The 14949-nt window shown below is 65.2% G+C and carries 12 protein-coding genes; 10 read left to right on the top strand and 2 right to left on the bottom strand.

Annotated features, from left to right (window positions below; translation table 11 throughout):
• Window positions 1-828 precede the first annotated feature (828 nt).
• Both ilvD and JQ580_RS03825 read left to right on the top strand, forming a co-directional pair.
• Entirely contained in the window at window positions 829-2553 is a 1725-nt protein-coding gene (gene ilvD, locus JQ580_RS03820) for a dihydroxy-acid dehydratase (protein ID WP_212278376.1), read from the top strand.
• Window positions 2540-3367 (top strand): tetratricopeptide repeat protein, encoded by an 828-nt coding sequence (locus JQ580_RS03825; RefSeq protein WP_212278377.1) that lies wholly within the window; start codon window positions 2540-2542, stop codon window positions 3365-3367. Before ilvD ends, JQ580_RS03825 begins: the two co-directional genes overlap by 14 nt.
• Before the next feature lie 63 nt (window positions 3368-3430).
• Here the strand turns inward: JQ580_RS03825 and xth are convergent, their stop codons facing one another.
• The gene (xth, locus tag JQ580_RS03830) at window positions 3431-4228 is read right to left on the bottom strand and encodes an exodeoxyribonuclease III (protein ID WP_166475183.1); all 798 of its coding nucleotides are present in this window, start codon (window positions 4226-4228) and stop codon (window positions 3431-3433) included.
• Window positions 4229-4383: 155 nt separating this feature from the next.
• Here xth and JQ580_RS03835 point away from each other — a divergent pair, with 155 nt between their 5' ends.
• Window positions 4384-6693, top strand: a complete 2310-nt coding sequence (locus tag JQ580_RS03835) for a PAS domain-containing sensor histidine kinase (RefSeq protein ID WP_212278378.1) — start codon at window positions 4384-4386, stop codon at window positions 6691-6693.
• Window positions 6694-6697: 4 nt separating this feature from the next.
• Here the strand turns inward: JQ580_RS03835 and erpA are convergent, their stop codons facing one another.
• Window positions 6698-7027 (bottom strand): iron-sulfur cluster insertion protein ErpA, encoded by a 330-nt coding sequence (gene erpA, locus JQ580_RS03840; protein ID WP_094890440.1) that lies wholly within the window; start codon window positions 7025-7027, stop codon window positions 6698-6700.
• 122 nt (window positions 7028-7149) lie between these two features.
• On the opposite strand from erpA, the gene JQ580_RS03845 reads away from it, so the two are divergent.
• The 7 genes from JQ580_RS03845 to JQ580_RS03875 all read left to right on the top strand — a co-directional run bounded on the left by JQ580_RS03845 (window position 7150) and on the right by JQ580_RS03875 (window position 14940).
• A complete protein-coding gene (locus tag JQ580_RS03845) occupies window positions 7150-8346 on the top strand; it encodes a deoxyguanosinetriphosphate triphosphohydrolase (RefSeq protein WP_249133916.1) in 1197 nt (398 codons plus the stop codon).
• A 9-nt stretch (window positions 8347-8355) separates the two neighbouring features.
• Complete coding sequence (gene argS, locus JQ580_RS03850) at window positions 8356-10146, top strand: arginine--tRNA ligase (protein WP_212278380.1); 1791 nt, start codon at window positions 8356-8358, stop codon at window positions 10144-10146.
• A 141-nt stretch (window positions 10147-10287) separates the two neighbouring features.
• Window positions 10288-11844, top strand: coding sequence for an SPOR domain-containing protein (locus JQ580_RS03855; RefSeq protein ID WP_212278381.1), 1557 nt, complete (start codon window positions 10288-10290; stop codon window positions 11842-11844).
• A 46-nt stretch (window positions 11845-11890) separates the two neighbouring features.
• The gene (nagZ, locus tag JQ580_RS03860; RefSeq protein WP_212278382.1) at window positions 11891-12919 is read left to right on the top strand and encodes a beta-N-acetylhexosaminidase; all 1029 of its coding nucleotides are present in this window, start codon (window positions 11891-11893) and stop codon (window positions 12917-12919) included.
• On the top strand, window positions 12916-13755 hold the full coding sequence (locus JQ580_RS03865) for a segregation and condensation protein A (protein WP_212278383.1): 840 nt from the start codon (window positions 12916-12918) through the stop codon (window positions 13753-13755). Before nagZ ends, JQ580_RS03865 begins: the two co-directional genes overlap by 4 nt.
• Before the next feature lie 21 nt (window positions 13756-13776).
• Entirely contained in the window at window positions 13777-14541 is a 765-nt protein-coding gene (gene scpB, locus JQ580_RS03870; protein WP_212278384.1) for an SMC-Scp complex subunit ScpB, read from the top strand.
• A gap of 165 nt (window positions 14542-14706) precedes the next feature.
• Window positions 14707-14940 (top strand): twin-arginine translocase TatA/TatE family subunit, encoded by a 234-nt coding sequence (locus tag JQ580_RS03875; RefSeq protein WP_028145381.1) that lies wholly within the window; start codon window positions 14707-14709, stop codon window positions 14938-14940.
• The last annotated feature ends 9 nt before the right edge of the window (window positions 14941-14949 follow it).

Consider the following 14949-nt stretch of genomic DNA (forward strand, 5'->3'; position numbering starts at 1 on the left):
CGTACGGCAAAACCGTGTGGTCCTGGCCGTCGTTGCCACGGTCAAGCCGTTCGGAGATGTGCGCGAGCCCAACCGGGTGGACGGCATCGTCAATTCGAACGGCGAGGGAGGCCAAAAGGAATGGTCGGCTCCCGGGAGATCACGGCATAAGCCGTCCAGCCACTGCGCAGGGAAGGCCGAGTGATCGGCGACACCTGTATGCTGCTGTGCGGTTCTTCCTGCGTGTGCATTTTCGCGCAGCGGACCGCGGGTGCCAGCCGGCACCCGGCCTTCCCTGCGCCCTCTTGGATCAGAGGGTAGCGAGACCAAGCAAAGCTCGGGCGAAACGCGCCGCGAGAACGAGAAGGCATGTTTGCAGCCACACACTCAGTGTGATCACCCGAGGAGAGAGAGTGCCGGCCCTCTCGGTCCCGGCTCCAACACTGGGGGTTGCAGCTTGTCCGGGACGTAAGCCAAAGCCACTGAGAAGGGAGCGTGCCCGACTCGGCTGCAGGGATCACCGCGTGATAGAGCTAACCCGGAGGTGATGTTAGGCAAACAAAATCTGAGGTTGTATGCCTATTCCGTTTCGAAGGTATCTTGGTAGTCCCTCCCGTGTCTTCGCGGTAACGATTGTGGTGTCTCCGCAACACTCATTCCGGATTTAACCTTCCTCACCGGTGGTTCGCATCGCCGCCGCTTTTTGGCCACACCCGAACATGAATAAAATCACTCTAATGTTTTAGGGCAGCGGCAGCCTTCGACAGCGACGAGAAATCCCAAGGTCGATTCAAATCTTGGCTGTGATTTTTCGGGTCTGAAAAGGTCGACCGGGGAAGCTGGTTTGCGATGGACGCGAAGACCGACATCAAGCAGAGGCTGCCGAGCCGTCACGTGACGGAAGGTCCTGCGCGCGCGCCCCATCGCTCCTATTTCTATGCGATGGGTCTGACCACACAGCAGATCCACCAGCCTTTCGTCGGCGTCGCTTCGTGCTGGAACGAGGCCGCGCCCTGCAACATCGCGTTGATGCGCCAGGCGCAGGCGGTGAAGAAGGGCGTCGCATCGGCCGGCGGCACCCCGCGCGAGTTCTGCACCATCACCGTCACCGACGGCATCGCCATGGGCCATGACGGCATGCGCTCCTCGCTGCCGTCGCGGGAATGCATCGCCGACTCCGTCGAGCTGACCGTGCGCGGCCATGCCTATGACGCGCTGGTCGGCCTCGCCGGCTGCGACAAGTCGCTGCCGGGCATGATGATGGCGATGGTCCGTCTCAACGTGCCCTCGATCTTCATCTATGGCGGCTCGATCCTGCCCGGCACGTTCCGCGGGCAGCAGGTCACCGTGCAGGACATGTTCGAGGCCGTCGGCAAGCACTCGGTCGGCGCCATGTCCGACGAGGACCTCGACGAGATCGAGCGCGTGGCCTGCCCCTCGGCCGGCGCCTGCGGCGCGCAATTTACCGCCAACACAATGGCGACCGTCTCCGAGGCGATCGGCCTTGCGCTGCCTTACTCGGCCGGTGCTCCGGCACCCTATGAAATCCGCGATGCCTTCTGCATGACCGCGGGCGAGCAGGTGATGGAGCTGATCGCCCAGAACATCCGGCCGCGCGACATCGTGACCCGCAAGGCGCTGGAGAACGCCGCCGCCGTTGTCGCCGCCTCCGGCGGCTCGACGAATGCTGCGCTGCACCTACCGGCAATCGCGCATGAATGCGGCATCAAGTTCGACCTGTTCGACGTCGCCGAAATCTTCAAAAAGACACCATATGTCGCGGATTTGAAGCCGGGTGGCCGTTATGTCGCCAAAGACATGTTTGAAGTAGGTGGCATACCGCTTCTGATGAAGACGCTGCTCGACAACGGCTTCCTGCACGGTGATTGCCTTACCGTGACGGGCCGTACGATCGCCGAAAACCTCAAGAGCGTGAAATGGAATCCGCACCAGGACGTGGTGCACCCCGCAGACAAGCCCATCACCGTCACTGGCGGCGTGGTCGGTCTGAAGGGTAATTTGGCGCCAGAAGGTGCGATCGTGAAAGTCGCGGGAATGTCCAACCTCAGGTTTACCGGTCCGGCCAGGTGCTTCGACCGTGAGGAGGATGCTTTCGAGGCGGTCCAGAAGCGCACCTACCGTGAAGGCGAAGTTATCGTGATCCGCTACGAGGGGCCCAAGGGCGGTCCCGGCATGCGGGAAATGCTCCAGACCACCGCGGCGTTGACCGGCCAGGGCATGGGCGGCAAGATTGCGCTCATCACCGACGGCCGGTTCTCCGGCGCCACCCGCGGCTTTTGCATCGGCCATGTCGGGCCCGAGGCGGCCATTGGCGGCCCGATCGGGCTGCTCGAGGATGGCGACATCATCGAGATCGACGCGGTCGCCGGTACCCTTAACGTAAAATTGAGCGACGCCGAGCTCGCCCAGCGCAAGACCAAATGGAGCGCTCGCGCGACTAACCATACGTCAGGTGCGCTCTGGAAATATGCTCAGCAGGTTGGACCAGCGGTCGGGGGGGCAGTGACCCATCCGGGCGGCGCGCACGAGAAGCAGTGCTATGCGGACATCTAGGCGTGCCATAGTTGCGTTCGTGTTGGGGGCCAGTGCGCTGGCCGCGCCGGCGCTTGCCTTCGACGGCGCGCCGGTCAACCCGAAAGACGCCACCATCCCGGTCGTGACCGCTTTGCCCAATGCCACGGGCGGCATGCGCGGCAAGGTCGCGCCGGCGGCCGTGCCCCAGGAGACCTCGCTCAGTGCGCTGCAATATGCCGCCGAGGGTGGTCACCCCATCGCGCAGTGGAAGCTCGGCCGCATGTACGCCAATGGCGACGGCGTCGCCCAGGACGATCTGCGCGCCTTCGAATATTTCAGCCGGATCGCCAATGCGCATGCCGAGGACAGCCCATCGGCGCCGCAGGCGCAGATCGTGGCCAACGCCTTCGTTGCGCTCGGTCGTTATTATCTCAGCGGCATCCCAAACTCGAAGATCAAATCTGATCCGGATCGGGCGCGGGAGATGTTCTCCTATGCGGCGTCCTATTTCGGCAATGCCGACGCGCAATACGATCTCGCCCGGCTCTATCTGAAGACGCCGGACGCCTCGCGTGAGGATTTCCGGTACGGCGCGCGCTGGCTCGGCCTTGCGGCGCAGAAGGGTCAGCACCAGGCCCAGGCACTTCTCGGCCAGATGTTGTTCAACGGCGACCGCCTGCCGCGGCAGGCCGCGCGCGGCCTGATGTGGCTGACGCTGGCGCGGGACAGCGCCGGTGCGGAAGAGACCTGGATCAAGGAAAACTACAACCGCGCCTTCGCCAAGGCCTCCGACGACGACCGCGCCATGTGCCTGCAGATGCTGGAGCAGTGGGTGCAGGGTCGCCGCGACTAAAGCCTGGAATCCGGTGCCGCAGGGCGGATTAGTCTAAGCGTAATCCGCCGTCTCGGCGTCCGATCACGCCGCCTCCAGATCCAGATCTGCCCACACCGGCACGTGGTCCGACGGCTTCTCCCAGCCGCGCACATAGCTGTCGATCCCGACATTGGCGAGCCGGTCGCTGGCCTGCGGCGACAGCAGCAGATGATCGATCCGCAGGCCCTGATTCTTCTGCCAGGCGCCGGCCTGGTAATCCCAGAAGGTGTAGAGGCCCGGCTCGTCGGTCACGGCCCGCAGGGCGTCGGTCAGGCCGAGGCCGAGCAGGGACTGGAAGCTCTCCCGCGTCTCGGGCTTGAACAGCGCGTCCTCGGTCCAGGCGGCGGGATTATGGACGTCGCGGGCGTGCGGGATGACGTTGAAGTCGCCTGCGAGGATCAGCGGCTCCTCGGTCTTGAGGCGCTCCTTCGAATACTCAAGAAGCCGGGACATCCATTTGAGCTTGTAGGGATATTTCTCGGTCCCGACCGGATTGCCGTTGGGCAGATAAAGGCAGGCGATGCGCAGCACGCCAGACTTCAGCGTCACCACGCCTTCGAGGAATCGGGCGTGGGCATCCTCATCGTCACCGGCCAGGCCCGACTTGGTCTCGTCGAACCGGAGCTTGGAGAGCAGGGCGACGCCGTTGAACGTCTTCTGCCCGTGCGTGACCACGTTGTAGCCGAGCGCCTCGATCTCCAGCCGCGGGAAGGCCTCGTCGACGCATTTGATCTCCTGCAGGCAGACGATGTCCGGCTGGCATTCCTTCAGCCAGGTCAGGAGAAGGTCGATCCGCTGCCGGACCGAGTTCACGTTCCAGGTGGCAACTCTGATGGTCATGTCGGCGGGCTCCGGGCAGGGGCCATGGTTAGAACAAAATGCAAACACGCCCGTCAAGGACGCCGCAAAATCTCCCACAAAATTAACCCGGCTTAAGCAGGCGGCAGGCCATTGATCTCAAAAGGTTCCGCGGATGGGATGGCCGGACAAAATCGATGAAGCGCATTGAGCCGCGTGATGGACTGATCGGCGCGTTCCTGTATTGGCTCGGCGGTTTCGAGATCGAGGACAGCCTCACTGCCAGCCTCAGCGAGCGCGAGATCGCTCGCATCCGCGCCAAGCAGATCGACGCCGTGACGCGGCTGATCCCGGTGACGATGGCGGTGACGATGCTCAACGTCGCCATCGTGCTGATCCTGTTCTGGGGCCGCGGCTGGAACGACTTCCTCGCGATCTGGGGCCTGACGCTTGGCGCCACCGCTGCGCTGGCGGTGCGCTCGTGGCGGCGGTCGCATCGCAACCCGCCGCAGGAGGCCTCGCCACGCGCCGCGCGTCAGATGCTGCGCCAGGCGGTGTTCCTCGCCGCGATCTGGGGCGCGCTGCCGCTCGCTCTGTTCAGTCGGATCGAGCCGACCAGCCAGTTGATCCTGGCCTGCCTGATGGTCGGCATGATGTCCGGCGGCGCATTCACGTTCTCGACCTTCCCGCGCGCCGGCCTGGTCTATCTCGCCACTATGACAGTCGGCTGCGCGGGCGCGCTGCTGCTGTGCGGTACCGGGCCGTACCTCGTGACGGCGGTGTTCCTGCTGCTGTTCGCGTTCTTCATGGCGCGCAACATCGTCTCGCAGGGCAATCTGTTCCTCGGCAATCTCAAGGCCCAGCTCGAGCTGGAGCGGCAGACCGAGATCATCTCGCTACTGCTGAAGGACTTCCAGGAGAACGCCAGCGACTGGCTGTGGCAGACCGACGCCGAGGGACATCTGGTCGATGTGCCCCAACGCTTCGCCGACGTTGCGCAATTGCCGCTGCAGCTGCTGAAGGGATCGTATTTCGCCGACGTGCTCGACATGCTGTGCCCCGAGGAAAAGAGCGCGGCCTACAACGTCGTCGGCCTGATGGAGCAGAACGAGCCGCTGCACGAGATGAACCTCAAGGTCGTCGCCGGCGGCGAGGCGCGGCTGTGGTCGCTGACGGCCAAGCCCGCCTACGACCGCGAGGGCCAATTCCTCGGCTACCGCGGCTTCGGGCGCGACGTCACCGAACGATGGCGCGCGGAAAAGGCCGAAGCCGAGAGCCGCGCCAAATCGGACTTCCTCGCGGTGATGAGCCACGAGATCCGCACGCCCATGAACGGCGTGCTCGGGCTCGCCAGCATGTTGCTGGAGACCAAGCTTGATCCGGAGCAGCACGAGGCGGTCACCACGATCCGCGAGTCCGGTGACAATCTCCAGCGCATCCTCAACGACATCCTCGACCTGTCCAAGCTCGAGGCCGGACGCTTCGCCTTCGAGGCGATCGACTTCGCCCCGCAGACGCTGGTCGAGACGGTCGCGAACGTCGCGCGCGCGAGCGCCAAGGGCAAGGGATTGGCGATCAAGGTCGAGCTCGACCCGAACCTGCCGCCGACACTGCGCGGCGACGTCGCGCGCATCCGCCAGGTGCTGCTCAACCTCGCGTCAAACGCGGTGAAATTCACCGATGCGGGCGAGGTGACGATCTCCGCCACCTGCCAGGCCCGCCGAGACCTGCTGGCGACCGTCGAATGGACGGTGACCGACACCGGCATCGGTATCGCCCACGAAAAGCTGGGCCAGCTCTTCAGCGACTTCGCCCAGGCCGATGCCTCGATCAGCCGGCGCTTCGGCGGCACCGGCCTTGGACTTGCGATCTCCCGGCGCATCATCGAGCAGATGGGCGGCACCATCGGCGTCACCTCGACGCCCGGGGAGGGCTCGACCTTCCGCTTCACGCTTGTGCTGCCCTGGAGCCAGGCGCAGGCCTGCGAGCAGGCGGCCGGCCACGACGAGGCCGAAGAGCTCAAGGCGCGCATCGCCGGCCTCGATCGGCCGTTGAAGGTGCTGGTCGCAGAGGACGACGCCGTCAACCGTCTGGTCGTGAGCAAGATGCTGGGGGCTTTCGATGTCGAGCTGCGCGTCGTCACGGACGGCGTCCAGGCCGTCGAGGCAGCTTCTGCGGGCGACTACGATGTCGTGCTGATGGACGTGCGCATGCCGGACATGGACGGGCTTGCCGCCACCCGCGCGATCCGCGCGCAAGGCGGGCGCCTGGCGGCCTTGCCGATCGTCGCGCTGACCGCCAATGCCTTCCAGGACGACGTCAGAATCTGCCGCGAGGCTGGGATGTCGGATTTCCTCTCCAAGCCGCTGCGCAAGCCGGCGCTGGTCGCGGCCCTGCTGCGCGCGCTCGACGGCCACGTGATGTCGGAGGACGCGCCGCTTCAGCCGGTGCTGATGCCGGTCGATGTCGAGTGGACGGACGAGGAAAGGCAGATGACGGGCGCTTAGCCGATCAGATCGAGAAGCTCGTCCCGCAGCCGCAGGACGCGGTGGCGTTGGGATTATTGACGCGGAACGAGGCGCCGATCAGATCGTCGACGAAATCGACCTGCGAGCCCGCCAGGAACGGCTGCGAGGCGGAATCCACCAGCACCACCGCATTGTCCTGCTCGATCACGAGATCGTCGTCGGTCCGTGCCCGGTCGATGTCGAACTTGTACTGGAAGCCCGAGCAGCCGCCGCCCTCGACCGAGATGCGCAGCATCGCGCCTGTGCCTTCACCCTTGAGGATTTCCCCAATTCGGCGTGCGGCGCGGTCACTGATGGTCACGTCGGTCGTCATGGCTCGTCTCCGATAGTCCCGCGGTCATAGCCAATTCATTTGGTATCCCGCGCCCGGCATAGTTAAGTGCAAGGATACGCAGAATCAAATGGATAGGGACTAAATTCGTCGTGTCCGTCGGAATGGCTGCCCCCCATGCGCCCTATGCCTGCGATCCCGACCGCAGCCGTGGCCGGCTGGTCGCGGAGCCGCCGAGCCGCACCCGCAGCCCGTTCCGGCGGGATTGCGACCGGGTGATCCATTCCACCGCGTTTCGCCGCCTGAAGTACAAGACCCAGGTGTTCGTGTTCCACGAAGGCGATCATTACCGGACCCGGCTGACCCATTCGCTGGAGGTGGCCCAGATCGCCCGCGCGCTGGCCCGGCAACTCGGGCTGGACGAGGACCTCACCGAAACCCTGGCGTTGGCTCACGATCTCGGTCATCCTCCGTTCGGCCATGCCGGCGAGCGGGCGCTGGACGCCTGCCTGAAGGACTTTGGCGGCTTCGACCACAACGCCCAGACGCTCCGCGTCGTCGCTTCGCTCGAGCATCGCTATCCTGAATTCGACGGCCTCAACCTGACCTGGGAGTCGCTGGAGGGGATCGTCAAGCACAATGGTCCGCTGACCGATCGCAGCGGCGCGCCGGTCGGACGCTATCGCGAGCACGGCATTCCCGTCGGCATCGCCGACTACATCAAGACCTACGATCTGGAATTGTGGAGCTTCGCCTCGCTGGAGGCGCAGGTCGCCGCCATCGCCGACGACATCGCCTATGATGCCCACGATATCGACGACGGCCTGCGCGCGGGCCTGTTCCACCTCGACGATCTCAAGGTGATGCCGCTCACGGCCGAGATCATCGCCGAGACTTCCGCGCACTATCCCGATCTCGAGGACCTCCGGCGCGGCGCCGAATTGGTGCGCGAACTGATCTCGCACCTGATCGGCGCGGTGTTCGCGGAGGCCGAGAAGAACCTCGCCGCCGTGAAGCCGCAATCGGCCCAGGACGTCCGCCAGCAAAGCCGGGCGCTGATCGCGTTTCCGGCCGAGGTCGCCGAGGAAGAGGCCGCCATCAAGACGTTCCTCTACCAGCACATGTACCGCCACAAGCGGGTGATGCGGGTGATGGGGGAGGCGGAGCAGATCCTGTTTGACCTGTTCGCGAAATACCTGAATTTCCCCCGTGAGCTGCCGCCGGAATGGCTGCTGGGGGCGGAGGCTGACAATGAGGGTGACCGGGCCCGCCGGATCGGCAATTTCATTGCCGGCATGACCGACCGTTTCGCCCTGACCGAGCACCAGCGGCTTTTTGACTCGACCCCGGATTTGCGTTAGGCGGCGGCCATGCCCGACACATCCTCATCGCTGCATTTGTTCGCCGACGTGCTTGCACGCGTGCACGCCGCCTGTCGTACGCTGGCCGTGGAAGCCAATTGGCCCGAGGGCATCGATTTTTCACGCGTCGTGGTCGAGCCGCCGCGCGATCCCTCTCATGGCGACATGGCGACGAACGCCGCCATGGTGCTGGCGAAAGAGGCAAAGGCCAAGCCGCGCGATCTCGCCGAGCAGATCGCCGCGCGGCTGCGCGCGGACGCGCTGATCGCCAAGGTCGACGTCGCCGGCCCGGGCTTCATAAATTTGACGCTGAAGCCGGCCGCCTGGGCGGAAGCGCTGCGCACCGTGCTGCGCGAGGGGGCCGATTACGGCCGCGTCCGCGGCGGCTCCAAGGTCAATGTCGAATACGTCTCGGCCAATCCGACCGGACCGATGCATGTCGGGCATTGCCGCGGCGCGGTGTTCGGCGACGCGCTCGCGAGCCTGCTGCAGTTCGCAGGGCACGACGTCACGCGCGAATACTACATCAACGACGCCGGCGCGCAGGTCGACGTGCTCGCGCGCTCCGCGTTCCTGCGCTATCGCGAGGCGCTCGGCGAGGACATCGGCGCGATCCCGGAAGGGCTTTATCCCGGCGACTATCTGAAGCCGGTGGGAGAGGCGCTAGCTAAGGAGCATGGCGACAAGCTCCTCGCTGCGAGCGAAGCCGAGTGGCTGCCCACGGTGCGCGCCAAGGCGATCGCGATGATGATGGACGAGATCAAGGACGATCTCGCCGCCCTCAACATCCGGCACGACGTGTTCTTCTCCGAGCGTTCGCTGATCGAGACCGGCAACAACAAGGTCGCCGAGACCATCGATTTCCTGAAGGCCAAGGGCGACATCTACGAGGGCCGCCTGCCGCCGCCGAAGGGCGCGCCGGTCGAGGACTGGGAAGACCGCGAGCAGCTGCTGTTCAAGGCGACCGCCTACGGCGACGACGTCGATCGCCCACTGATCAAGTCGGACAATTCCTATACCTACTTCGCCTCCGACATCGCCTACCACAAGAACAAGTTCGACCGTGGCTTCGCCGAGATGATCGACGTCTGGGGCGCCGACCATGGCGGCTACATCAAGCGCATGCAGGCGGCGGTGAAGGCGACGACGTCGGGCAAGGGCGCGCTCGACGTCAAGATCGTCCAGCTCGTGAAATTGCTGCGCAACGGCGAGCCGGTGAAAATGTCGAAGCGGAGCGGGGACTTCGTCACCTTGCGTGAGGTGGTGGATGAGGTCGGCCAGGACGCCGTCCGCTTCATGATGCTCTACCGCAAGAACGACGCGGTGCTCGACTTCGACCTCGCCAAGGTCATGGAACAGTCGCGCGACAACCCGGTGTTCTACGTCCAGTACGGCCACGCCCGCGGCCACTCGATCTTCCGTAACGCGCGGACGGAGGTATTCCCGGAACTCCCCGAGGATGCCGGCGAGCGGATCGCCTGGCTCGCTGAGTCGGCGGTGGAGCGGCTGTCAGACCCCGTCGAACTTGACCTGCTCAAGCGCCTCGCAATATTTCCGCGCATGCTGGAAGCCGCGGCCAGCGCCCACGAGCCGCACCGAATTGCCTTTTATCTCTATGATTTAGCCAGCGAATTTCATGCACTTTGGACGAAGGGGCGCGATTTGCCCTATTTACGCTTCATTATCAATAATGATGCAGAGCTAACGAAGGCGCGACTGGCCATGGTCCAGGGCGTCGTCTCTGTTCTGGCATCGGGCCTCGCCATCCTCGGCGTCCATGCTCCGAACGAGATGCGGTAGTTTGGGGCGAACTACTTAAGGGGAATATTGGGGGTAACCGGCAGAAGCCGGATCGCTTAGACTTGGTTGGAAGCCTTGTGGGTCGAAGGCCGTGCCTTGGTCGAGGGGCGCGCGGCTTTCCCGAAGGGACGCATCATCACGATGGCCGAACGATATCAGGACAGACGGTTACCCTCCGATGACTATGGTCACGGCGGCGCCCAGCATGGCAAGTCGGAAAGCGATCCCTTGGCCGAGCTCGCCCGCTTGATCGGGCAGACCGATCCATTTGCTGCGCAAGCGCGGCCTGGCGCTCATTCGGCGACGGCGGCTGCGCCGGCGCAGAGCTATCAGGACGACGATTATCGGCAGGACGACTATCAGCAGGACTACGCTGAGCCGACCGTGCAGCCGCCGGCCGGGCCGCCCTCATGGATGCGCCGCGCCAATGTGCAGCCGCCGCCGTCCCCGGAGCCCGACTATCAGGTCGCCGTCAATCCGGTTCATCCGCTGCATCGCTATTCGGCCCAACCCGCTGCGCCCGAGCCTGATGGTCATCAGCCGCAGGCCTATCAGGATCACGCCTATCCGGGGCAGTCCTACCCGCAGCCGGATCAAGCTTACCAGCAACAGGCCTATCAGGAGCCGCATCAGCAGCCCGATCCGGCGCGCTACGACGATGCGCTTTACGGCCGGCTGGAGGCAGGCGAACAGGACTATCAGCGCGAGCCGGCCTATCCCGACGATCCCTACGCGTATAAGAGCGACTATCCCGAAGCCGAGCTTGACGAGCCCAAGAAGCAGCGCGGCGGAATGATGACCGTCGCGGCGATCCTGGCGCTGGCCGTCGTCGGCACCGGCGCTGCCTTCGCCTACAAAACCTATGTCGGTTCGCCCCGCAGCGGCGAGCCGCCGATCATCAGGGCCGACAACACCCCGACCAAGATCGTGCCGGCGCCGTCCGATTCCTCTTCCAAGGTGCCGGATCGCATGGTGAGCGGCGATGGCACGGAGAAGATCGTGCCGCGCGAAGAGGCGCCGGTCGACGTCAACGCCAAGGCAGGCGGCCCCCGCGTGGTCTTCCCGCCGCTGAACCAGAATGCAAACCCGCCGTCGGTGGCAAGCGTGTCGCCGTCCGCGGTGCCGCCGGCGAGCACCGGCGCGAGCGCCAGCAACGGCACGTTGCCGAACAACTCGCCGCGGCCGATCAGGACCGTCGCCGTGAAGGGTGATCAGACCGATAGCGCCACGCCGCAATCGGCCGCTGCCAGGCCCGCGGCCGCGCCGAAGCCTGTGGCTGCGCCCGTTGCACCGGCCGCGCCGCGCAATCCGCCGACCTCGGCCAATGCCAGCGCCAATCAGCCGATGTCGCTGGCGCCGCAATCGGCCCCGGCGGCCGAACCGCCCCAGCGGATGGCTGCGACCGCCCCGACACAGATCGCGCCTGCCAGCAGCAGCGGTGGGGGCTACATCGTGCAGGTCTCCTCGCAGCAGAGCGAGGACAGCGCCGCCGCGTCGTATCGCGTGCTTCAGGGCAAGTATGGCAGCGTTCTCGGCTCGCGTTCGCCGGTCATCAAGCGCGTGGACCTCACCGACAAGGGCAAGGGCGTCGTCTACCGCGCCTTCGCCGGGCCCTATGCTTCGGCCGAGGAGGCGACGCAGGCCTGCAACAGCCTGAAGTCCGCAGGCCTGTCTGCCTGCTTCGTCCAGAGGAATTAACGGCCGTTTCCTTGACCCCCTCGCGGGTCAGGGTTAATCGGCCGTTATGAGCACGCGGGCCTTCATTACCGGTGTATCCGGAACGGAACTGACCGCCGTCGAGCGGGAGTTTATTCGCGACCACCGCCCATGGGGCTTTATCCTTTTCAAGCGCAATGTCGCCACGCCGGCTCAAGTTGCTGCATTGGTTGCGGAATTGCGGACAGCGGCCGGTGCCGCCGACGCGCCTGTCCTGATTGATCAGGAGGGCGGACGCGTGCAGCGTCTGGGTCCGCCGCACTGGCCGGTCTATCCGCCGGGCGCCGTCTTCTCGACCCTTTACGAAACTGATTCGGCACTTGGGCTGACCGCGGCGCGCCTGTCGGCCCGCCTGATCGCCGCCGATCTTGCCGATCTCGGCATCACCGTGGATTGCTTGCCGCTGGCCGACGTGCCGGTCGAGGGCGCCGACGCCGTCATCGGAAACAGGGCCTATGGCACCGAGCCCGGCAAGGTCGCTGCAATTGCCCGCGCGGTCACCGAGGGTCTGGAGCAGGGCGGCGTGTTGCCGGTCCTCAAGCACATCCCCGGGCATGGCCGGGCCACCGCCGACACCCATTTCAAGCTGCCGACGGTCGATACGCCGAGGGCTGAACTGGAACGGACCGACTTCGCCGCGTTCAAGCCGCTGTCGGACCTGCCGATGGCCATGACTGCACATGTTGTGTTTAGCGCGGTCGACCCCGCCCATCCGGCGACGACATCTGCGACAATGATTGCTGACGTGATTCGCGGCGCAATCGGGTTCCAGGGTTTGTTAATGAGTGATGACGTGTCGATGAACGCGCTGTCGGGAAATATCGCCGAGCGGACCGGCGCCATCTTCGCGGCCGGCTGCGACATGGCGCTGCATTGCAACGGCAACATCGGGGAGATGCGCGAGGTCGCCGGCCAGACACCTGAGCTGTCGGGCCGGGCGCTGGAGCGGGCAAACGCCGCGCTCGCCGCGCGCAAGGCTCCGCAACCGCTCGACCGGGCAGCGGCGCGCGCCGAACTGGACGCATTGATCGCACGGGCAAACACGGCATCCGCATGACCGCAGAAATCCTATCGTTTGAAACCGGGCGGCCCGCAGAGCTTGCCGAGGGTGAGCCGGCGTTGGTGGTGGACGTCGAGGGCTATGAGGGCCCGCTCGACCTGCTGCTTGCGCTGGCGCGGCAGCAGAAGGTCGATCTCGCCAAGATCTCGATCCTGGCGCTAGCCGACCAATATCTCCACTTCATCGAGGCCGCGCGAAAGATTCGGCTCGAGCTTGCCGCCGACTATCTCGTCATGGCGGCCTGGCTCGCTTTCCTGAAGTCGCGCCTGCTGCTGCCGGAGCCGCCGAGCGCGGAAGGCCCGAGCGCCGAGCAGATGGCGACCGCGCTCGCCAACCGCCTGCGTCGGCTGGAGGCCATCCGCGAAGCGGCCAACCGGCTGATGAACAGGCCGCAATTGCTGCGCGACATCTTCCCGCGCGGCGAGCCCGAGCGGATCGCCGAGATCAAGCATCCGAAGTACACGGCGACGCTGTACGATCTGCTCACCGCCTACGCCTCGCAGCGCCAGTCACGCGTGCTGGCGAGCGTGCATCTGGCCAAGCGCACCGTGTGGTCGCTTGCGGAAGCGCGTGCCACGCTGGAGCGCTTGGTCGGCAGCATCAGCGAGCAGGACGATTGGGGTGTGCTCGACGACTTCCTGGTCCGGCACGTCGCCGATCCCACCCAGCGCGCGACGGTGTTCGCCTCGAGCTTCGCTGCGGCGCTGGAGCTGGTTCGCGAAGGTCAGCTGGAACTGAACCAGAAAGAGGCGTTTGCGCCGATCTATTTTCGGAAGGGGCGCCCAAAGCCGGTGCCGGACGCAGCTCCTGCGCCTGATGCGCCGGTCGCTTAAGTGCAAGAAGGAGAAGCTACCATGGCAAGCCTGGCTGAAGTGCGGGTAGAAGAGGCCGAGCCGATGGAGAACGAAACCCAGGCGCGTCCCGAGGAATTGCGGCTGCTGGAAGCGCTGCTGTTTGCTTCGAATGAGCCGCTGGACACCGCGACGCTGGCCAAGCGCATGCCCGAGGGTGTCGATGTCAAGGCTGCGCTCGAGCAGCTGCAGGCCGACTATTCGTTGCGCGGGGTGAATCTCGTTCGTGTCGCCAACAAATGGACCTTCCGCACGGCCGGTGATCTCGCCTGGCTGATGACACGGGAAAGCACCGAGACCCGCCGGCTGTCGCGCGCCGCGATCGAAGTGCTGGCGATCATTGCCTATCATCAGCCGGTGACGCGCGCCGAGATCGAGGAGATCCGCGGCGTCGTCACTTCGAAGGGCACGCTCGACGTGCTGCTGGAGACCGGCTGGATCAAGCCGCGCGGCCGGCGCAAGACGCCGGGCCGTCCGCTGACCTTCGGAACCACCGAGGACTTCCTGTCGCAGTTCACCCTAGAACAGCTCGGCGATCTGCCGGGCCTCGAGGAGCTGAAGGGGACGGGCCTGCTGGATTCGCGCCTGCCGACCGGATTCAGCGTCCCGACGCCGTCGGACGACCCGCAGCTTCGTGAAGATGAGGATCCCCTGGAACCGGGCGAGGAGCTTGATCTGGCGCTGGCGCCCGCGGTCGAGCCCGAGGCTCCGGAGGAAGCGCCGGAAGGCGGTCATGAGCGCGGCGGCGAAAGCAGCGCCGAAGAGTAAGGCTCCGGCGTTTCACCGGCCCTGCGACAGGTTAACACTAGCAAGATTACGTAGTGCCAACAGCGAATTGGCACTGCCTAGGTCCTTGTTTTTGACACCTGCCAAGCCTAGGTTTCGGAGAAGATCGGCCGGGTCCCCGGCCATGCGCGTTTGGAGGGTTGCAGGATGGGTTCACTCAGCATTTGGCACTGGATCCTGGTGATCGCAGTGGTCCTGCTGCTGTTCGGCCGCGGCAAGATTTCGGATCTGATGGGCGACGTGGCGCAGGGCATCAAGGCCTTCAAGAAGGGCATGCAGGACGACGACAAGCCTGCCGAGAAGCCCGAGCCGGCGAAGTCCATCGAGCACAACAATGCGCCGACCGCGGCGCGGTCCGACGTCGGCAGCAAGGCCGTCTGAGCCGGAAAG

The organism is Bradyrhizobium sp. SZCCT0148, from assembly GCF_018129985.1.
GTDB lineage: Bacteria > Pseudomonadota > Alphaproteobacteria > Rhizobiales > Xanthobacteraceae > Bradyrhizobium > Bradyrhizobium japonicum_H.